Origin of the sequence: Acinetobacter sp. 16, assembly GCF_033439925.1 — a bacterium.
GTDB lineage: Bacteria > Pseudomonadota > Gammaproteobacteria > Pseudomonadales > Moraxellaceae > Acinetobacter > Acinetobacter junii.
Genome location: NZ_CP137746.1, coordinates 2,322,417 through 2,341,989, shown reverse-complemented (window position 1 = coordinate 2,341,989; position 19,573 = coordinate 2,322,417). Strand labels below are relative to the sequence as shown.

General features: G+C 37.3%; 20 protein-coding genes and 2 tRNA genes. 11 read left to right on the top strand and 11 right to left on the bottom strand.

The window, feature by feature from the left end:
* The first annotated feature begins 186 nt into the window (after positions 1-186).
* From hemE to R2H34_RS11445, 4 genes are all read left to right on the top strand, one after another.
* Entirely contained in the window at positions 187-1,260 is a 1,074-nt protein-coding gene (gene hemE / locus R2H34_RS11460; RefSeq protein ID WP_004912363.1) for a uroporphyrinogen decarboxylase, read from the top strand.
* Between the two features lie 42 nt (positions 1,261-1,302).
* Entirely contained in the window at positions 1,303-2,097 is a 795-nt protein-coding gene (locus R2H34_RS11455) for a DUF817 family protein (RefSeq protein WP_004955231.1), read from the top strand.
* 184 nt (positions 2,098-2,281) lie between these two features.
* Positions 2,282-2,752, top strand: coding sequence for a DUF3015 family protein (locus R2H34_RS11450; protein ID WP_004912357.1), 471 nt, complete (start codon positions 2,282-2,284; stop codon positions 2,750-2,752).
* An 84-nt stretch (positions 2,753-2,836) separates the two neighbouring features.
* Positions 2,837-4,717, top strand: a complete 1,881-nt coding sequence (locus R2H34_RS11445) for a DUF4105 domain-containing protein (protein ID WP_087540556.1) — start codon at positions 2,837-2,839, stop codon at positions 4,715-4,717.
* 37 nt (positions 4,718-4,754) lie between these two features.
* On the opposite strand, the gene R2H34_RS11440 is transcribed toward R2H34_RS11445, so the two are convergent.
* The 4 genes from R2H34_RS11440 to R2H34_RS11425 all read right to left on the bottom strand — a co-directional run bounded on the left by R2H34_RS11440 (position 4,755) and on the right by R2H34_RS11425 (position 7,088).
* Positions 4,755-5,117, bottom strand: coding sequence for a cupin domain-containing protein (locus R2H34_RS11440; protein ID WP_087540557.1), 363 nt, complete (start codon positions 5,115-5,117; stop codon positions 4,755-4,757).
* A 13-nt stretch (positions 5,118-5,130) separates the two neighbouring features.
* Complete coding sequence (gene folE, locus R2H34_RS11435) at positions 5,131-5,679, bottom strand: GTP cyclohydrolase I FolE (protein WP_017397502.1); 549 nt, start codon at positions 5,677-5,679, stop codon at positions 5,131-5,133.
* A 90-nt stretch (positions 5,680-5,769) separates the two neighbouring features.
* Positions 5,770-6,459, bottom strand: coding sequence for a Smr/MutS family protein (locus tag R2H34_RS11430; protein ID WP_004955223.1), 690 nt, complete (start codon positions 6,457-6,459; stop codon positions 5,770-5,772).
* 143 nt (positions 6,460-6,602) lie between these two features.
* Positions 6,603-7,088: a GNAT family N-acetyltransferase gene (locus R2H34_RS11425; protein WP_087540559.1), complete on the bottom strand. Its 486-nt coding sequence runs from the start codon at positions 7,086-7,088 to the stop codon at positions 6,603-6,605.
* 129 nt (positions 7,089-7,217) lie between these two features.
* Between R2H34_RS11425 and R2H34_RS11420 the strand changes: the two genes are divergently transcribed.
* Positions 7,218-7,964, top strand: coding sequence for an IS5 family transposase (locus R2H34_RS11420; protein ID WP_004912080.1), 747 nt, complete (start codon positions 7,218-7,220; stop codon positions 7,962-7,964).
* A gap of 119 nt (positions 7,965-8,083) precedes the next feature.
* Here the strand turns inward: R2H34_RS11420 and trpC are convergent, their stop codons facing one another.
* Positions 8,084-8,890: an indole-3-glycerol phosphate synthase TrpC gene (gene trpC, locus R2H34_RS11415; protein ID WP_087540446.1), complete on the bottom strand. Its 807-nt coding sequence runs from the start codon at positions 8,888-8,890 to the stop codon at positions 8,084-8,086.
* A gap of 9 nt (positions 8,891-8,899) precedes the next feature.
* Entirely contained in the window at positions 8,900-9,949 is a 1,050-nt protein-coding gene (trpD, locus tag R2H34_RS11410) for an anthranilate phosphoribosyltransferase (protein ID WP_087540444.1), read from the bottom strand.
* A gap of 258 nt (positions 9,950-10,207) precedes the next feature.
* Between trpD and R2H34_RS11405 the strand changes: the two genes are divergently transcribed.
* Positions 10,208-10,999, top strand: coding sequence for an MOSC domain-containing protein (locus tag R2H34_RS11405; protein WP_087540443.1), 792 nt, complete (start codon positions 10,208-10,210; stop codon positions 10,997-10,999).
* Positions 11,000-11,080: 81 nt separating this feature from the next.
* Here R2H34_RS11405 and R2H34_RS11400 read toward each other — a convergent pair whose 3' ends face one another.
* Together R2H34_RS11400 and R2H34_RS11395 are read right to left on the bottom strand one after the other, a co-directional pair.
* The gene (locus tag R2H34_RS11400) at positions 11,081-12,439 is read right to left on the bottom strand and encodes an L-cystine transporter (protein WP_087540441.1); all 1,359 of its coding nucleotides are present in this window, start codon (positions 12,437-12,439) and stop codon (positions 11,081-11,083) included.
* A gap of 357 nt (positions 12,440-12,796) precedes the next feature.
* Positions 12,797-13,381 (bottom strand): anthranilate synthase component II, encoded by a 585-nt coding sequence (locus R2H34_RS11395; RefSeq protein WP_004912335.1) that lies wholly within the window; start codon positions 13,379-13,381, stop codon positions 12,797-12,799.
* Between the two features lie 621 nt (positions 13,382-14,002).
* Here R2H34_RS11395 and glnA point away from each other — a divergent pair.
* From glnA to R2H34_RS11370, 5 genes are all read left to right on the top strand, one after another.
* Positions 14,003-15,418, top strand: coding sequence for a type I glutamate--ammonia ligase (gene glnA / locus R2H34_RS11390; protein WP_005402324.1), 1,416 nt, complete (start codon positions 14,003-14,005; stop codon positions 15,416-15,418).
* Positions 15,419-15,542: 124 nt separating this feature from the next.
* On the top strand, positions 15,543-16,034 hold the full coding sequence (locus tag R2H34_RS11385) for a chorismate--pyruvate lyase family protein (protein ID WP_004912332.1): 492 nt from the start codon (positions 15,543-15,545) through the stop codon (positions 16,032-16,034).
* 15 nt (positions 16,035-16,049) lie between these two features.
* Entirely contained in the window at positions 16,050-16,931 is an 882-nt protein-coding gene (gene ubiA / locus R2H34_RS11380) for a 4-hydroxybenzoate octaprenyltransferase (RefSeq protein ID WP_087540440.1), read from the top strand.
* Between the two features lie 106 nt (positions 16,932-17,037).
* Positions 17,038-18,378: a prolyl oligopeptidase family serine peptidase gene (locus tag R2H34_RS11375; RefSeq protein WP_087540438.1), complete on the top strand. Its 1,341-nt coding sequence runs from the start codon at positions 17,038-17,040 to the stop codon at positions 18,376-18,378.
* 116 nt (positions 18,379-18,494) lie between these two features.
* Positions 18,495-18,701 carry a hypothetical protein gene (locus R2H34_RS11370; RefSeq protein ID WP_004912325.1) on the top strand — a complete coding sequence of 69 codons (207 nt, stop codon included), beginning with the start codon at positions 18,495-18,497 and terminating at the stop codon, positions 18,699-18,701.
* Between the two features lie 18 nt (positions 18,702-18,719).
* Here the strand turns inward: R2H34_RS11370 and R2H34_RS11365 are convergent, their stop codons facing one another.
* The 3 genes from R2H34_RS11365 to R2H34_RS11355 form a co-directional block, all read right to left on the bottom strand.
* Positions 18,720-19,163 carry a DUF2726 domain-containing protein gene (locus tag R2H34_RS11365; protein WP_004912322.1) on the bottom strand — a complete coding sequence of 148 codons (444 nt, stop codon included), beginning with the start codon at positions 19,161-19,163 and terminating at the stop codon, positions 18,720-18,722.
* A gap of 56 nt (positions 19,164-19,219) precedes the next feature.
* Positions 19,220-19,295, bottom strand: a tRNA-Asn gene (locus R2H34_RS11360).
* A gap of 197 nt (positions 19,296-19,492) precedes the next feature.
* Positions 19,493-19,568, bottom strand: a tRNA-Asn gene (locus R2H34_RS11355).
* Positions 19,569-19,573 lie beyond the last annotated feature (5 nt).

The window sequence follows — 19,573 nt, the reverse complement described above, 5'->3', positions numbered from 1 at the left end:
AATTATTCATATTGAGATATAAGATGTTGCAAGTATTACAGAAAATCAGTGAGCTTGCAGTAGCAGTTTTGTGTCTAAGTAAAAAAATAATGTAGGAAGTCTGAATTTTTGTATGGATTTGGAATTATAAAAATTGGATTAACTTTGATATCATGCGTTTCACATGAAAAAATTTAGAGATTGGTAATGACAACGTTGAAAAATGATCGTTTTTTACGAGCTTTGCTACGTGAGCCTGTAGACACCACACCAGTGTGGATGATGCGTCAAGCAGGGCGTTATTTACCAGAATATAGAGCAACTCGTTCACAAGCGGGTGATTTCTTATCTCTTTGTAAAAACACTGAATTTGCTTGTGAAGTTACTTTGCAACCGTTGCGCCGCTATGAGTTGGATGCTGCGATTTTATTTTCTGATATTTTGACGGTTCCAGATGCGCTTGGATTAGGGCTGTATTTTGAAACAGGTGAAGGCCCAAAGTTTCATAAAACAGTACGGACAGAGCAAGATGTTGCTAACTTGCCGAAATTAAATTCAAAGTCTGATTTAGCCTATGTGATGAATGCTGTGTCCACGATTCGTTCTGCATTAGGTGGTCAGGTCCCTTTAATTGGGTTCTCTGGAAGTCCTTGGACTTTAGCAACTTATATGGTTGAAGGTGGCTCAAGTAAAGAGTTTCGTTTCACTAAAAATATGATGTACGCGCAACCAGAAGTGTTACATGCATTACTTGATCATCTTGCAGATTCAGTAATTGATTATTTGAATGCACAGATCGATGCAGGTGCGCAAGCGATTCAAATCTTTGATAGCTGGGGCGGAGCACTTGCACATCGAGAATATGTGGAATTCTCATTGAATTATATGACAAAGATTATTGCAGGGCTTCAACGAGAAAAAGATGGTCGCCGAATTCCGATTATTGTCTTTACCAAAGGTGGTGGACAATGGTTAGAGACGATGTTAACTACAGGTGCAGATGCATTTGGCTTAGATTGGACGACACCTCTTTATACTGCACGCGAAGTTGTAAATGGTCGTGCAGCATTACAAGGAAATCTAGATCCAGCGGTACTTTATGGATCAGCAGCATCAATTGAAAAATCTGTAAAAGCGATGCTCGATGACGCTTATAAAAATGGTGAAAAAACAGGATATATTGCAAATCTTGGTCATGGTATTACTCAATGGGTTGATCCAGCTCAGCCGAAGATCTTTGTAGATACTGTCCATGCATACAGCCAGAAATATTTAGGTTAATCCCTTCGAATTTTTCATGATTAAATTGATTAGGATCATTTCGTGCATTTGATTGGATTAGCTTTAAATTTTGGAACTAAGGCAGCTTCGGCTGCCTTATTTGGATTGTTACTTTTAATCGCTTTTGCAGTAACAGCACCGATGGGAAGCCAAGAATATTATGGTTTCTTCCGTTATGATTATCTATTGTTTTATGCATTGAGCATTCAAGTCTGCCTAATCTATTTAAAGTTAGAATCTTGGGCAGAGGCAAAAGTGATTGCTTTGTTTCATATCATGGCGATGGGGATGGAAATTTTCCTAACCCATCCAGCAATTGCTTCTTGGCAATATCCACAACCTGCAGTATTCAAACTATTAACTGTGCCTCTATTTGCGGGTTTTATGTATTCAGCTGTAGGTAGTTTTTTTGCTCGTTCATTGAGATTATACAAAGTTTCTTTTGAGAACTTGCCAAGATTTGCAAATATGTTGTGTTTGGCAGTTTTATCCTATTTAAACTTTATGACTAAGTTTTTTATTCCAGATTATCGGTTGGTTCTATTTGCATGGAGTATCATTATTTTCTGGAAAACAAAATTATATTTTCAGTTAAGCGATTCACGGTTCAAAGTGCCGATGCTTCCAATCTTACTTTTACTTGCATTTTTGATTTGGATTGCTGAAAACATTAGTACATTTTATAAAATTTGGCTGTATCCAAGCCAAGTCGATGCTTGGCATATGGTGGGATGGGGGAAATTGGGGTCTTGGTATTTATTATTACTCTTAAGTTTGGTTTTGGTATTAAAAATCTTAGGAAAACGAGATAAAAAAGGTACTTGGCAGTTAAACTAGCTCAAGAGTTAAGTTTAAAATGAAGTGATTATTAACTTCTATATAAATATTTCAACTTTATTTCAAATTTTATTTGCTAAAAAAAGCTAACCTCGTTATTTTAATTCACGTGCGTATAGATTTAATGCTAAGCACGATAGTGATAACAAATACCAATAAATAATTGATACTGGAGATCTTTCCTATGTTAAAAAAAATTGCATTAGCAGCTTTGTTAGCAGCTGGTTCAAGTGTAGCTATGGCAGACAATGATGTTGGTTGTGGTGCTGGTACACAAATTTGGGCAGGACAAAAAGGTATTGCACCTAAAATCCTTGCTGCAACTACAAATGGTATTTTTACTAACCAGTTATTAGGTATTACTTTCGGTACTTTAGGATGCCGTCAAGGTGGAACTGTTACAGCTCAAGTCGTTACATTTACAAATGAAAATGCTGAATCTTTAGCGCGTGATATGGCGGTAGGTCAAGGTGAAAGCTTAAACGTACTTGCTGAACTTATGCAGATCAAAGCAACAGATAAAGCGCGTTTCTTTGCTGTTTCTAAAGCAAATTTTGCTGAAATTTACTCAAGCAAAAATAAAAATACGCTTCAAGTTTTAGATTCTTTACAAAGTGTAATGGCGAAAGACGCTGTACTCAAAGCTTACGTTTAATACGTTTGAACATAAAACCCTGTCTTAATGGCAGGGTTTTCTTATAGATAATTTATTCTTAATAATCTTAAAATTTGCGACTGAATGAAATTAATAACTTGCACCATTACTACTTTAATGTGCCATTTTGCACATGCTTCAGTTGAAACCGATATACAAAATTATTTGAAGATTGCCGAGCAGAAACAACTGCATCAAGACATCACATGGCAACGCCTAATGTATGCTGACCAATCGCAAAAAAGTGAGGTTACTTATGATGGATATTTTTATGCAAAAGATGGAAAAAATAATTTAAAAAATGAATTAGAAGCCGATGTAAAAGCTTTATTTATTAATTCAGCTGAGAATCAATCGATTCGTTGTAAACTTCCTGCTCGTAGTCGTTGGTTGATCCAACAACTCAATATTGATACCGAAAAGCTTCCAATCGTGAAGTGTCCTGAGTTTGATCAATGGATTAATCAAATTAAACCTTATAAAGCCACGTTGATTTACGCAACTGACTTTATGGGGAATCCAAGTTCGATGTTTGGACATACCTTACTGCGTTTAGACCCTAAAGATCAGAAACAACTGAACTTAGTTTCATACGCAGTAAACTATGCAGCGACAGTCAGTGGTGAAGATAATTGGTCATATGCTTGGAAAGGTCTAACAGGGCAGTACCCTGGTGAATATTCTTTAATGCCTTACTATCGTAAAGTAAAAGAGTATGGTGACTTTGAAAGCCGTGATTTGTGGGAGTATGAGCTCAATTTAACGCCTGAAGAGACTCGTTTCTTAGTCGAACATATTTGGGAAATGCAACATGTGAGTTTTCCTTATTATTTCGTAAGTGATAATTGTGCATATCGTTTGCTTGGATTAATTGATTTAGTTCGTCCGAACTTAGATTTAAAAAAACAATTTAATTATGCTGCAATTCCGATTGAAACGTTAAAGGCAGTTGATCAACAAGACTTAGTCAAAGAGGTTGTCTACCGTCCAGCCTTGGAAACTCAATTATTATCACAAGCAAAACAACACGGTACACCGCTGGCTAAAGTTGCCCATCAAATTGCATTTCAAGATATTGAAAAGGCTCAACCTTTATTAGAGAAATATAATCAGCACGATCAAGCAAAAATCTTAGAAATGGCATATGACGATTTGTATCTGCAATATATCAGTCGTCAGGTTGATGTAGACTTTGCACAGCCGCAGTTAAGACAACTTCTTGCCGAAAGAAGCCAAATTGATGTTGAAAAGCAACGTCAAGAGCCTGAGCGTCCTAAAATGCAACCTGTTGAAGGACACCATGCGCGAAATCTATCTGTAAATGTCGGTGAACTACAAGGAAAGAAGTTTATCGAGTTAGGACATCGTCAGGCTTACCATGATCTGATTGATCCTCAAGGTGGTTATCGTTTAGGTACTCAATTATTGTTTTTAGACGGCAATATTCAATATCGTGATGATCAACTCAAGCTCGAACATTTAGATTTATTGACCGTGAATTCCTATAACCCTATTCAGCCATTTAAATCACCCATTACTTGGGGATTTAATTTAGGTTGGAAACAAGAAGCTCTAGATCAAGGAAATTTTAGTGATGATCAGCAGCATGGTGTTATGAACCTAAATATGCAGGTGGGCTACAGCTTAGCTGATTATGATCGTCGACATTTGTGTTATGCCCAAATGCAAAGTCATTTTCAAGGTGGTCGTTCGCTCGATAAAGGCTGGAGAGTTGGTTTTGGGCCAACGGTTGGTTGTATGAATATCTGGACGGATAAGATTAATAGTGTTGTGCAAATTGAATTGCCGTATTGGGAAGATCAAAGTCAGTGGAATCTAAGAGTAGGTTCTCAACTCCAATATAGTTTAAATTCAAATAATGCTTTAAGGTTGAATTGGGACTTCGAACAGCAAGATCATAAAGACTGGAATAAAGTCGGTTTGGGTTATGTTTGGTTCTTCTAGTATTAAATTTTAAAGAGTTTGATAGATTAAAAATCTATCAAACTTCAACAATAACAAAGTATTTTTTTACAGCTTCAATCACTTCAAATGTACCCACAAATGCAGGTGGGATAATACCTGCATGACCCGCAGAAACTTCAATATATGAATCTGTTTTGGGATCATGAATACGAACAACACCTTCAATGACTTGAAAGAACTCTTGTTTATTGTCTGCAAATTGAATGTTCCAAGCACCCACTTCACATTGCCAAATTCCACATCCCATATGTGGGTGTGTATATAAGTCATAGGTAAGACGTTGTGGATTGCCCTTAACCAAACGATCAGGCCGAGGATAATCAATGCTGGCTTCAGATTGAATTAACTCACCAAAGCCTGCTAATTGGATTGAAGACATGACAATGCTCTGATTAATAACTTTCAGGGACAGCGCTTAAAAACTCACGACGTGCATCTTTGTCCGTTTTAAAATCACCCACAAAAGAAACAGTACGAGTGGTAGATTCTTGCTTACCAACACCGCGCATCATCATACACATATGTGCAGAATCGATCACTACAGCCACACCACGTGCTTGTGTCACCTCGGCAACAGCTTCAGCAATTTGTTGTGTTAAGTTTTCTTGAATTTGCAAACGGCGCGCAAACATTTCTGTAATACGTGCAAACTTAGATAAACCTAAAACCTGACCTTCAGGCAAATATGCAATGTGGACACGACCGTAAAAAGGGAGTAGGTGATGTTCACAAAGTGAATAAAATTCAATATTTTTAACCAATACCATTTCATGGTTATCGGATGGAAAAACCGCACTATTTGTAACTTCTTCAAGTGTTTTACTATAACCAGAAGTTAAAAAAGAAAAAGCTTTAGCCGCACGCATAGGCGTATCTTTGAGGCCAGGACGATTCAAATCTTCGCCAACGGCAGTTAAGATATTTGCGTACGATTGCTGCATAGACATAACAATGTTCACTTAGGTGGGTTGAACAAAACGGGAATTGTATCAGAAAACGATTCAAAAACTTAATTTTGAGTCAAATGCCGATTATTGTTTGTACTTTGGATTCTTTTCTGCACGTTTTAGTAGCACGAGAACAGCACCCGTACCACCTTGATTTTCAGGTGCACTGACAAAGGCAAGTACATCACGATGTTGTCTAAGCCAGCCATTTACATAGGTTTTTAAAATCGCTTCTGGACCTTTACCATGAACAATTTTGATGACATTTTGATTTTCGTCTTTAGCCATCTGAATGATTTGTAAAACTGCGGCACGTGCTTGCTCGACAGTACAACCATGTAAATCTACAGCTTCAAACCAACGAATTTTACCTGCTTTTAAGTCTTCGAATACTTTGTGCTGTAAAGTTGCAATTCGATAGCTTAATGCAGCTTGGCTTGCCACAGGATTTAAAATCGCTTGAGTATCTGAAATCTCAGTGAGTTCCTGTTCGGCGCTACCTTCAGCTGCTGCACGTTTTGCAAGGGTTTGCGCATCAATTTTTTTTACGCGTTTTGGTTTGATTTGTGCAATGTTACCATTATCAATTGGCTTTACGCCTGTTAAGGCTTTTTTAAAAAGCTCAGTATCTTCCATTTCTTCTTCAACAGCTTGAGATTTTTTCATCTCTGCTTGTTTAACAAGATTGCTGGATTGAGGATTTGAGATTTGCTTTTTAAAAGCTTTCAGTAAATTAAACTGATCTTTAGAAAGCGAAGAATCATTTTTACTCATAATTTTAAGAAAATATGTAAGATACGAGAGGGATGGAAAATTATAGTCTGAAACCGTGTTGATTTGAACTGAATCAGATTCACATAATTTTTTGATCAATGAAAGCTTGGTAGTGGTCTATTCTAAAAACAATGATTGATTATCTAAATCATCTTATTTGATATTGATGGTTTATATAGCCTATATTTTATAAAAAGTTCTCCACTAAGCATAATTTCACTTTCAAACTCAAATCCTAATAAATAAATTCTTTTTAATTTATTTCTTGTAGGGGGTAATAAGATCGTGATTGATTCCATCCCCATTTCATTAAATGCTCTTCTTATAATTTGATTAAAGATTTTCTTGCCGAATCCCCAGTATTGAGGATGTAACACGAGTGCTAAATCAGCATCTCCATTTTCATATTGTAAGCCACCCCAACCTGCAAATTTATTGTCAACTAGAAATGCCCAAGGACCATAACCATGGTCTTGCCATTGTTTTTCTTTAACCCAATCGAGACATTGTTTTTCATCAAATAGGCTATCTTTAGCCAAAGGCATATGTTTGAGCACTCGGTCGTTAGTTAGTAACGAAATAATGTCAGCGATTTCAATATGACTTAGATGACAAAACTCAATATTCAATGTTTATTCCTAAAAATATGAATGGTTCTTTATTATAAAATTTAAATGATTAGGGTGTGTTGACACTTTTAGCTTAAAAAATAGCGAAGTAGTAAAATCAAATCGCCAAACCCAATTTTACTATTCGCTATGCCTCGTACCATGCTGACAGATCAACACTGGCAAAAGTTGAAAACTATTTTGCGTAATTTATCTATTCATCACAACTCAAATTTACGTAATTTTATTGAAGCTATTCTCTATAGAATTAGAACAGGCTGTCCGTGGCGAGATATTCCTTCCTATTTCGGTCAATCAAACTCTATTTTCAAACGTTTTAATCGTTGGTCAAGCAGCGGTAAGTTGCTTAGATTATTCAAATTATTAGCATCATGCCCCGATATGGAGTGGATTTTTATTGATGGCTCTCACGTACGTGCTCATCAACATTCTGCCGGTATAGCGAATCAATCCATTTCTAAAAGTGTAGGAGGAAACTCCTCAAAAATACATTTGATTGTTGATTCACATGGCAATCCTATTGATTTCATGATTACCGATGGCACTACACATGACATCAAAGTTGCACCTGATTTAATAGCAACATTAGATTTAAAAGAGACAGAAGTGGTATGCGCAGATAAAGGCTATGATTCAGAACCACTGCGTGAGCAGATCAGAAAAACAGGAACAAAAGCGAATATACCAAAGAAAATAAATAGCCAATCGAACAATGATCATATGGACTGGTATTTATATAAAATCAGGCATTTAGTTGAAAATATGTTTTGTAGATTAAAACAATTTAGAGGGATAGCTACTCGATATGACAAGCTCAAAAGAAATTATCAAAGTGCTGTTGCCTTAGCCTGTATATTTTTATGGCTACCTTTATAGGTTTAATTATGAACAGTAAATGTCAACAGACCCTATTCATAATTATTCTTTTTCAAAATAAGATTGAGATATGAAAAAAGCCCAATCATAAGAATTGGGCTTTGCATTGAGCTATGAATTTAAATTTGCTCAGGCTTTCCAAACAATGCTGCAAATGCTTGATCTGGTTTAGGTTGTTTCATAAAGCTCTCACCAACTAGGAAAGTATGAATATCATTTTCCTGCATCATTTGGACATCAGCAGGAGTGGCGATACCACTTTCAGTGACTAACACACGAGAAGTAGGTAACAACTTCTTCAAACGGATAGATGTATTCAAATCTACATCAAAGGTTTTAAGGTTGCGATTGTTCACACCTAAAATGCATTGTTCAGAGAGTTTTAATGCACGCTCTAACTCATGTTCATCATGTACTTCAACGAGTACATCAAGCTGATGTTCAAATGCGGTCTTTGACATTTCTTCAAGTTGTTGATCAGATAAACATGCCACGATTAACAAAATACAATCTGCATGTAAGGCACGTGCTTCAACAACATTATAAGGTTCAATCAAGAAATCTTTACGTAATGCTGGTAGGGCACAATGCTGACGCGCAATTGCAATATTCTCATCAGCACCTTGGAAAAAGTCTACATCTGTTAAAACAGAGAGACATGCTGCACCTGCTTGTTCATATTGCTGTGCAATTTCCGCAGGATTAAAGTCTGCACGAATCACGCCCTTTGACGGTGATGCTTTCTTGATTTCAGCGATTACAGCGGGGCGTTTGTGTTTTAAAGCATTCGCAAAACCACGAACAGGTGTTGCTTCTTTTGCCCACTGTTCTACATCATGCAAACTACGTTGTTTTAAACGTGCAGTAAGCTCCTCATGTTTGCGGTCAACAATTTTACCTAAAATGGTATTTTGAATATCGATCATGAGAAGTCCTTAGTCAGCCTGATATTGTTTCAATGTTTTAGTAAATTCAGCCAAGATACTCATTTTTTCCAAGGCTTGACCGCCATAAAGAATATCTTGAGCGAGTTCAACTGCTTGTTTATATGTTTTAGTCATGCCAGCCACGTAAATACCAGCACCAGCGTTCAAAGCAATCATATTTGCTGCTTTTTCACCAATTTCAGACTTATCTCGACTCAAAGCATCCTTGATCAACTTTAAACTTTCTTCTGAGCTATTCACCACTAAACCTGTAAGGGTTTGCGATGGGATACCTATTTCATCAGGTGTAAGTGTCCATTCAGTGATTTCACCATCTTTAAGTTCAGCCACAGTAGTTGGCGCAGCAAGACTGATTTCATCTAAACCATCTTTAGAATGTACAACCATTACGTGCACAGCACCGAGTTGTTTTAAAACCTCTGCGATTGGTCGGCAAAGTTCATCTGAGAACACACCTATGACGAAACGATTGACACCAGCCGGATTGGTAAGAGGGCCGAGTAAATTAAAAATACTGCGAATACCTAGCTCACGACGTGGAGCAACCGCATAACGCATTGCTTTATGATGATTTGGCGCAAATAGAAAACCTACACCAATTTCACGGATGCAACGTTCAGTTTGCTGCATATCCAAATCAAGTTGGATACCCATCTGTTCAAGTACATCAGAGGAACCAGATTTACTCGATACACCACGATTGCCATGTTTCGCAATGGTTGCACCAGCGGCAGCAATTACAAAACTAGATGCTGTAGAGACGTTAAATAAATTTTGACCATCGCCACCTGTACCAACAATATCAACCAAATGTGGAATATCACTGACATCAATTTTAATCGCAAACTCACGCATGATACGCGCAGCCGCAGTTATTTCATCAATACTTTCACCCTTCATACGCAAGCCCATCATCAATGCGCCAATTTGTGCATCAGTTGCTTCACCTTGCATGATACTGCGCATTACATCTTCCATTTGAGGTTGGGTAAGATGAATATTTTTAGTAATGTGATTCAGTGCCTGTTGGATATTCATAGTCATGAGTTACAGTATTAGGATTGATTAAAATTTGAAAATAACCTGATTTGGTCGCAATTGGTTCGGTATGACGAAAGAGTAATACTTGAGCTAAAAGCTAGAGAGTTATGTTATCAGAAAATAAAGTGGATTTTATATGCTTTGAATAAAAAGCTGATGTGCTCTAAATATAGACATATTGCTATAATTTTCCACTATTATACTTGGTTGATAAAAATTGAATTTATAAATTACTGTCTTGATGAGAATATCGATATGTACGTCAGTCAACTTTTAAATTATCCAGTGAAATCTTGTAAAGGAAATCAACTATCTGAAATGGAGATTGATAGTTTTGGACCAAAGTGGGATCGTAGGTGGATGCTAGTTGATTGCGATGGTCGTTTTGTGACTCAGCGACAAATTGCTGAAATGGGACAAATAGGAGTTGCTATTTCATCAGAAATCATTCGCTTTTATTATCACTCTGAACATATGGAACTCAGTTTAATTGAGGCTCAGGGGCATAAAGACGAACGCCTTGTAACTGTTTGGCAAGATCAGGTAAAAGGAAATCGTATTGATCATCCCGTGAATGATTGGATCAGTGATAAATTAGGCAAAAAAGTACAGTTGGTTTATATGCCACAGGAAACGATTCGCCAAGTCGATCTTGAATACGCACAATTTGGAGATCGTGTAGGTTTTGCAGATGGTTTTCCCTTTTTGATTTTAAGTGAAGCATCTGTCCAATTTCTTTCCGAAAAAGTTGGATATTCATTGGATGTACGACGTTTTAGACCGAATATTGTCATCTCTGGTTGTGAGGCTTTTACAGAAGACACATGGCAGCAGATACAAATTGGTGAAATTGTATTTGATCTAGTTAAACCATGCTCACGCTGTGTCATTCCAACGATTGATCTTAATACTAGTCAAAAGCAACCTGAAGTCATGCAGGCGATGTTGGCTTATCGAAAACAAGGTAATAAAGTCATGATGGGGCAAAATGCATTACATCGTGGAGAAGGTATTATCAGAGTTGGAGAAGAGGTTAAAACTCTCTGATAGAAATGATTGAATTAAAAAAATTTGTACTAAAAAAGCCAATCACAAATAGCATGATTGGCTTTTATGACCTGACAAATCTTAATCCTTAGTCACGGTATCTCTAACACCGAGTAGTTGACTTGTTGCTACACCAGCTGTCATAGATCCATTTACGTTTAGCGCAGTGCGTCCCATATCAATTAATGGCTCAATTGAGATAAGTAAAGCGACTAATGTTACGGGTAAACCCATAGCTGGCAATACGATTAAAGCTGCGAAGGTTGCTCCACCACCGACACCAGCAACCCCAATCGAGCTTAAAGTTACAATTACGATAAGTTGAGCAATCCATAAAGGGTCTAAAGGGTTGATACCAACTGTTGGTGCCACCATAACTGCAAGCATAGCAGGATATAGTCCTGCACATCCATTTTGACCAATGGTCGCTCCGAAAGAAGCTGAAAAACTAGCAATACCTTCTGGTACGCCCAGTTGTTTTGTTTGAGCTTCAATATTCAGAGGAATACTTGCAGCACTGGATCGGCTGGTAAAAGCAAACGTTAAAACAGGAAAAACCTTTTTGAAAAACTCGATGGGATTGACACGGACAAATAGCAAAATCAACGCATGGATGATGAACATAATCGCAAGACCCAGATAGGACGCGATAAGAAATTCACCTAGTTTCACGATATCAGCAACATTTGCCGTAGCAACCATTTTTGCCATTAATGCGAATACACCATACGGTGTAAATAGCATGACTAAACGAACTAAGCTAATGATTAATGCTTGTAGAGCTTCAATTCCATTTCGAATTCTCTCACCATTGAGTGAATCTTTATCCATCAGCTTAAGTGCTGCAACCCCTAAAAAAGCAGAGAAAATTACAACACTAATAATTGCGGTTGGACGAACTCCAGTCAGATCAGCAAAAGGATTTTGAGGAAGTAGCGAAAGTAATAACTTGGGAATATCAAGGTTGGTGACTTGACCGATATAATCAGTTTGAATTGCAGCAAGTCGGGCTGTTTCTTGAGTGCCTTGAACTAAGCCCTCGGCAGTTAAACCAAATAAATTGGTTACACTAATTCCGACAAAAGCAGCAATCGCCGTGGTAAACAATAAAATACCGATAACGAAACTACTTATTTTACCGAGCGAAGTCGTTTGATGAAGTTTAACAACAGCACTCAAAATCGAGATGAAAATAAGAGGCATGATCACCATTTGTAACAGTTGAACATAACCATTACCAACTAAATTAAACCATGTCACCGACTCTGCAATAATCGGACTGTCTGCATAAATCGTTTTTAATCCTAGACCATAAACGATACCGACACCCATACCGATGAGCACTTTTTTTGCAAGGCTCCAATCTGGTCGATAAGTAAAAAACAATCCTGCCATGAGCAAGAAAAATACAATAATATTCAATAAAACCAAGGTATTCACAATAAGGCTATCCTGATTGGTAATTCAGGGGGAGATAAATAAAAAATAATATTCAGATTCTATCATCCAGTAACCCTGAAGCTTAATCATTCCTATGACTATAGTTAATCTAAAAAATTAAAAAGGAGTCTAAATTGTCAGAAACCTATGTTTTAATTTTCTTCTGAAAATGCATGAAAAGTTGATTAATTATTGAAAAAGAATGAATTGTTTTAAATAAATGTTTCTTTCTTGATTTTAATGCTGAAAATTTAACTAGTGTGTATAAGTTCTATATTGATTTTATATGTTCAAAATAAAAACAGCCTATTCATAAAATAGGCTGTTTAAAGAATGAGAATTTGTTAATTCTTGCGATTATGCATAAATATCCAAGAAGTTTTTAAAAATTTGATGACCATGTTCGCTTAAAATTGACTCAGGATGAAATTGAACACCTTCAACAGGTAAGGTTTTATGCTTTACACCCATAATTTCTTCAATCGTGCCATCTGGTTGATTCGTCCAGCAGGTAACTTCTAAGCAATCAGGCAGTGTTTCTTGTTCAATCACTAGAGAGTGGTAGCGAGTAGCAGCAAAAGGAGAGGGTAAATTACTAAAAATACCTTTATCACTATGGTGCATATCAGATAAACGACCATGCATGACTGTTTTAGCACGGATAATATTGCCACCAAAAGCTTGTCCAATCGCTTGATGCCCTAAACAAACGCCTAGTAATGGAATTTTTCCAGCAAAATGATTGATTGCAGGTATCGAAATCCCTGCTTCAGTTGGTGAACAAGGACCAGGGCCAATCACTAGGTATTTAGGCTGCCATCGTTCGATGTCCTCTAATGTCACTTGATCATTACGAACAACTTTTACTTCTTGATTCAACTCGCCAAAGTATTGAACGATGTTGTAAGTAAAACTGTCATAATTGTCAATCATTAGAAGCATGATTATAACCTTTTGAAAATATGCACTTTATTGTGCTTTTAGGATTCAATTGACCGACCAAAACAATTCAATATCCGTTACTAAGAATATATAAAAATATGTTCAAGATCGTTAGGGTAAATAATCATAGCATAAACAGAAGCTCAATGTTCAATATTTCTAATTTGGTCGAGTAAGTCGTCAGTTCAAAATGAGCTTATGACACACAAATAATTATCAATATTATTTTAAAATTTAAAGGTTTGATAAAAAAACATGTCGGTGAATCGAAAGTCCAGTGGAATTGATTGGAATGTACTCCAAAAGAATGATATAAAAAGCCAATTTATGCTAGTAAATGATGGCGTAATTTAGCACTACAATAGTTCTTTGTTGCATATATTGCACTATTTTGGTTCATTATGTCTTTTTTGGGGACGGGCTGGAATGGAAATGTGTGAATATGGTGCATTTGCGATTGCAAACATTATAGAAGACATAGGACATGGAGCTTAAAGCATTTTTTCTGCAAAGAATTTCAATGTTTTAGGTATGCTTTAAAATTGTTGGTATGATAATTGCTAATTGTACACCAACAACTAACACGCACTTAACAAGTGCATATAAATTTCATTGGAGCAAATGAGCATGGCGAACAAGGTCCTTCAACTCATCAAAGAAAGTGGCGCAAAATGGGTCGATTTTCGCTTTACTGATACTAAGGGTAAAGAGCAACACGTAACTTACCCAGCTGACACGATTGATGAAGATACATTTGAAGATGGTAAAATGTTCGATGGTTCTTCAATCGCTGGTTGGAAAGGCATTGAAGCTTCTGACATGATCTTACGTCCAGATGCTGAAACAGGTTTTCTTGACCCGTTCTTTGCTGAGCCAACTGTTGTTGTGACTTGTGACGTTATTGAGCCATCTACTGGTCAAGGTTACGAGCGTGACCCACGTTCGATTGCTCGTCGTGCTGAAGAATATTTAAAATCTACAGGTATCGGTGATACAGCATTCTTTGGTCCAGAACCAGAATTCTTCGTTTTTGACGAAGTTAAATGGGATATCGATATGTCTGGCGCTCGCCATACACTAATCGCTGAAGAAGCTGCATGGTCTACTGGTAAAGATTACGAAGCTGGTAACTCTGGTCACCGTCCACGTGTAAAAGGTGGTTACTTTCCAGTTCCTCCAGTTGACTCACATCAAGACATGCGTGCTGAAATGTGTGCACGTATTGAAGACATCATGGGTCCAGGTCGTGTAGAAGTACATCACCATGAAGTTGCTTCTTGCCAATTAGAAATTGGTGTGAGCTTCAATACATTAGTTCGTAAAGCGGACGAAGTTCAACAATTCAAATATGCAGTTTGGAACGTTGCTCACCAATATGGCAAAACAGCGACTTTCATGCCTAAGCCAATGGTAGGTGATAACGGTTCTGGTATGCATGTTCACATGTCTATCTCTAAAGATGGCAAGAACTTATTTGCTGGTGATGAATATGCTGGTTTATCAGAAATGGCATTGTTCTTCATCGGTGGTGTAATCAAACACGCTCGTGCATTGAATGCAATTACTAACCCAGGTACAAACTCTTATAAGCGTTTAGTTCCACACTACGAAGCTCCGATTATGCTTGCTTACTCGGCACGTAACCGTTCTGCTTCTATCCGTATTCCTTACGTTTCTAGCCCTAAAGGCAAGCGTATCGAAGCACGTTTCCCAGATCCATTAATGAACCCATACTTAGGTTTTGCGGCATTGTTAATGGCTGGTCTTGATGGTATCCAAAACAAGATTCATCCAGGTGAAGCTGCTGACAAGAACTTGTATGACCTTCCTCCTGAAGAAGAAGCAAAAATCCCTACAGTTGCTCACAACTTAGAAATGGCGATTGATGCTCTTAAAGCGGATCACGAGTTCTTATTAAAAGGCGGTGTATTCACTAAAGAAATGTTAGATGCTTACATTGAACTTAAAACTGAAGATGTACGTCGTCTAAACACGACTACTCACCCAGTTGAATTTGATATGTACTACAGCTTGTAATACATCCCAAATAAAAAAGCTCGCTTCGGCGAGCTTTTTTTATGCTTTTGATTCAATTGAAAGTCATACGCTTTTTATTAAAAAATTCATGTAAACTAGATGCGATGTTTTTAGTGAGCCAAGCATGCGAAATTTACGACCAAACACAATAAATTCAAAGCAGATTCCTAAAGAATTAAAAAAATGGTTGTACGCATCAGGTTCATTAACTCAACAACTTACTGATCTTGCTCGTGGTGATTTCCATGTTGAGCGGATTAGAGAGCATTATCAACGTTTAACATTTGCTGACAGTAAATGGATGTTAATGCCTTACCATCATGTTGCTTGGGTACGTGAAACTCATTTATATGGTAGCGAGCGAGAGCCTTGGGTGAAGGCAAAAAGTATTTTCCCGATTCTTAGTCTACAAAAAAAAGCAAGAATATTTAAATATATACGCAATAAGCCAATCGGTTGGTTCTTATTTCAAAGAACTGATCCTCAGTGTGAACGACGTGTTATTCAACTTGATGAGGGCTGGACTAGGCAAAGTTGTTATACATGGCATGGGTGTAAATTTATTGTGCAGGAAACTTTTTTACCTGCTTTTGAACAGTTTATTCGACAGCATTGACTCTCAGGATTACTCATGGAAACAGTGCAACATATAACATGGCGACAACGTTTAGAAGCCTATTATTATCTATGTAGATTTGATAAACCGATTGGTACGGAATTGGTTTTTTGGCCAACCATGTGGGCGTTATGGATTGCATCTAAGGGCATACCTGATCTTAAGATATTACTAATCATGGCTTTGGGATGCTTATTTATGCGTGCTGCGGGTTGTGCAATTAATGATTTTGCTGATCGTAAAGTAGATGCACATGTAGAACGAACGAAAAATCGTCCTTTAACCACAGGTGTGATCAAAGCCAAGGAAGCAGTGTTTGTTTTTTTAGCCTTGGTAGTGCTTAGTGCAAGTTTGTTGTTGTTCTTGCCTATAGAAGCATTTTATTGGTCATTTGGAGCGTTATTGTTAGCGTTCATATATCCATTTATGAAACGTTATACGCATCTACCACAAGTTTTTCTCGGTGCTGCATTTTCTTGGTCAATTCCAATGGCATATGCCGCTGTTGGACAAACCCCAGATTTGACTTGTTGGTTGCTTTATTTTGGCAATTTGGCATGGACTGTAGCATATGACACCCAGTACGCAATCACAGATCGTGAATATGATTTAAAGATTGGGGTCAAATCGACGGCTATTCTATTTGGTCGCTACGATATACAAATTATTAGTGTGTTGCAGCTTGTGAGTTTGGTATTGATCGGTTTTGCATTGTATATCGAAAGTCTGCTTGCACCTTTTGGAATAGCTGGATTGATTGTTGTTGCTGGAGATTTTATTTATCAAACATTTAAGACTCTAGATAGGGATCCGCAACTTTGTTTTTGGGCATTTCGTCACAATAGATGGGTTGGAATGATAATTTTTCTAGGAATCTTTTTACAATTAGTGGTTTAAAATGACCAATTAGTTGAAAAGTGTTCTATGCAGAGCACTTTTTTTATGCCTTAATAAAGTCGCATGTAGTTTCGTGCACACAAAAACAAGACTAAAAGAAAATTTTATGAAACGGTCTAAAATTGGATTAGCAATTAGCTTTTCAATCTCTGCTTTATTTCTATTTGCGTGTAATGACAGTAATGATGGTTATTCAAGCAGCAATAAAGATAAAACATATATTTCAGAAAGTAGCTATTCAAAAGATAATTTGACTTTTGCAGCATCGATCAAAGTTATGACCTATAACATGACTAATGTTCAGGGTAAAACAGCAAAAGCGACTGCGATGGTTATGTTTCCTAAGGTTGCTGCACCAAGCGATGGTTATCGTGTAGTGGTATGGGAACATGGAACAGTGGGAGTCGCAAATAGCTGTGCTCCTAGTAATAATGTGCTTAATCCGCGTTTTAGAATTTTAGCTGAAACTCTACTTGCTGCTGGTTATGTGGTGGTTGCACCTGATTACGAGGGTTTGGGAACGGCTGGTATCCATCCTTATCTTAATTTGGCAAGTGAAGCAAAATCTGCTATATCAGCGATGCAAGCGGTTAAAGACCGTTATGGCACCCAATTAAATGGTGCATGGATGTCAGTAGGGCAGTCACAAGGTGGGCAAGCTTCTATTGGTACGGCTGAATATGCAAATGCTGATGTATCTTATAAAGGGGCGGTTGCTGGAGCACCAGCTTCAAGTTTAGGTAAGATTATTCTTGAAGTCGCTCCAGCTGCATTGGCAAACATCGAACAGGCAGAAGTAGCCAATAATGTTCCGTTAGTCAATCGTGTATCTGTAGATTCTTACGCGACGCTACTGGCATACGCTGCTTTAACGGGTGTTGGTATCAAAGCATATGAACCAAGATTTGATTATCGAGATATTTTCCAAGATCGCGCTAAATCATTAGCAGAGTTTGCTGAAGGTACAACAGGTGAAAATGGTTTATGTCTTGATAATGAAAGTGACCCAAGTGCAAGCCTCATCGAGAAGTTTAAAGCAGATATCATCAAATTTATGACGGATAATCCAGATAAAAAAGTGATGGATTACCCTGGATTAGATACAAACAATTTTAAAACCAATCCAACTGTTCAGAAGTTTTTGGTAGAAAATCAGCCTGGAACTAAGCGAATTGATAAGCCTGTCTTAGTTGTACAAGGTACAGCTGACACTAACGTTCCTTTCCCTGTGACTCAGGCATTGGTAGCTAATTTACAGGCATTAGGTTCTGATGAGGTGGAATTAAAACCTGTGCTTAATGCAACACATACCCAAGCGATTGTATGTAAAAACTTAGATATTTATAACTTTATTCAAGCGAAAATGCCTGCTAAGACAAATGTGGTGATTGATCCTGCAAAAATTGATGCAAGCAAAGACCCGCAGTGTACAGGGGTGAGTTCTTAATTATTCAACGATATGGTGATTAGATTGTAGAACTTGTAAATCAAAAAAGAGTCTCATCAGTGAGGCTCTTTTTTGTTATATTGTTGCATCGATTTTGATAGCGCATTTTGAATACTATGAGTCAGAATTCAGTTGAAAAAAAGCAAATCCCATGGGGTTTAATGGCTTTAGGTTTATTGATACCAATATTTATTGTTGGTATGGCTTTTATTGCAGCAAGAAGTGATGCAGAAACAAAACGTAAATATGATCAACAACGTGCTGAGATTGCAAAGAAGTTTGAAGATCAAAAAAATGCTGAACAAGCTAAGAATGCTGAATAAATGCTTGTACCATTGTTTTTAAGAACGAATATCCATCTGTAATTGTTTTATGGATGGAATTTCAGTATAGCGAATGACATCATAGCCAGCCTCTTGTAACATTTGATCTCTTTGTTTGTCTTCCTGCTCTTTTCCGAGATGACTCGGATCATCTAATTCAATAATCACAACAACTTTCATATCTTTATTGAGTAGCACGAAGTCTGTAACTTTACGATTAAATTTGCTTCGAATTTTATAATGATCACTAGTAATTAATGCACTAAAAGCCACTTGAGTCAGAACGTGGTAGTGGGGGAAGGCTTGTTTTAATCGAAGGAACATTTGAGTTTCAAATGAACTAATGACTGATCTAGGAAAGAATTTTTGTTTAGGTAGAAAAAAAGGAACAAAGCTAACAAGAAGAATAATACTACTTATGCATCCAATAACTAGGAAAATAGTTTGAAGTAAGTCCAGCATATTCAAATCAAATAGTTAACAAAAAACCCACTCAAAGTGAGCGGGTTTTTAGAATTTGGCTCTCCCACCTGGGCTCGAACCAGGGACCTGCGGATTAACAGTCCGTCGCTCTACCGACTGAGCTATGGGAGAATCTAGGTAGGCATTCTATGCATGAAGCAGATGTAGGTCAAGTGAGTTTAAGCTAAAAAATTTAAATATTGATTTAATTGTATTTTTTATCATCATTTTCTAGATTTTAGCGATAAAAAATGAAAACTGATTATACTTGACAGATTTTGGGGAAATAAAAAAGCCTACATCAATGATATAGGCTTTTTTTTGAATCTTGGCTCTCCCACCTGGGCTCGAACCAGGGACCTGCGGATTAACAGTCCGTCGCTCTACCGACTGAGCTATGGGAGAATAGT

Excerpts from the sequence above, each read along its gene's own strand:
- R2H34_RS11405 (WP_087540443.1), top strand. The coding sequence starts at position 10,208 with ATGTACGTCAGTCAACTTTTAAATTATCCAGTGAAATCTTGTAAAGGA.
- R2H34_RS11370 (WP_004912325.1), top strand. The coding sequence starts at position 18,495 with ATGAGTCAGAATTCAGTTGAAAAAAAGCAAATCCCATGGGGTTTAATG.
- trpC (WP_087540446.1), bottom strand. The coding sequence starts at position 8,890 with ATGATCGATATTCAAAATACCATTTTAGGTAAAATTGTTGACCGCAAA.
- R2H34_RS11420 (WP_004912080.1), top strand. The coding sequence starts at position 7,218 with ATGCCTCGTACCATGCTGACAGATCAACACTGGCAAAAGTTGAAAACT.
- R2H34_RS11440 (WP_087540557.1), bottom strand. The coding sequence starts at position 5,117 with ATGTCTTCAATCCAATTAGCAGGCTTTGGTGAGTTAATTCAATCTGAA.
- glnA (WP_005402324.1), top strand. The coding sequence starts at position 14,003 with ATGAGCATGGCGAACAAGGTCCTTCAACTCATCAAAGAAAGTGGCGCA.
- R2H34_RS11450 (WP_004912357.1), top strand. The coding sequence starts at position 2,282 with ATGTTAAAAAAAATTGCATTAGCAGCTTTGTTAGCAGCTGGTTCAAGT.
- R2H34_RS11365 (WP_004912322.1), bottom strand. The coding sequence starts at position 19,163 with ATGCTGGACTTACTTCAAACTATTTTCCTAGTTATTGGATGCATAAGT.
- trpD (WP_087540444.1), bottom strand. The coding sequence starts at position 9,949 with ATGAATATCCAACAGGCACTGAATCACATTACTAAAAATATTCATCTT.
- ubiA (WP_087540440.1), top strand. The coding sequence starts at position 16,050 with ATGGAAACAGTGCAACATATAACATGGCGACAACGTTTAGAAGCCTAT.
- R2H34_RS11375 (WP_087540438.1), top strand. The coding sequence starts at position 17,038 with ATGAAACGGTCTAAAATTGGATTAGCAATTAGCTTTTCAATCTCTGCT.
- R2H34_RS11385 (WP_004912332.1), top strand. The coding sequence starts at position 15,543 with ATGCGAAATTTACGACCAAACACAATAAATTCAAAGCAGATTCCTAAA.
- R2H34_RS11430 (WP_004955223.1), bottom strand. The coding sequence starts at position 6,459 with ATGAGTAAAAATGATTCTTCGCTTTCTAAAGATCAGTTTAATTTACTG.
- R2H34_RS11395 (WP_004912335.1), bottom strand. The coding sequence starts at position 13,381 with ATGCTTCTAATGATTGACAATTATGACAGTTTTACTTACAACATCGTT.
- R2H34_RS11445 (WP_087540556.1), top strand. The coding sequence starts at position 2,837 with ATGAAATTAATAACTTGCACCATTACTACTTTAATGTGCCATTTTGCA.
- hemE (WP_004912363.1), top strand. The coding sequence starts at position 187 with ATGACAACGTTGAAAAATGATCGTTTTTTACGAGCTTTGCTACGTGAG.
- folE (WP_017397502.1), bottom strand. The coding sequence starts at position 5,679 with ATGCAGCAATCGTACGCAAATATCTTAACTGCCGTTGGCGAAGATTTG.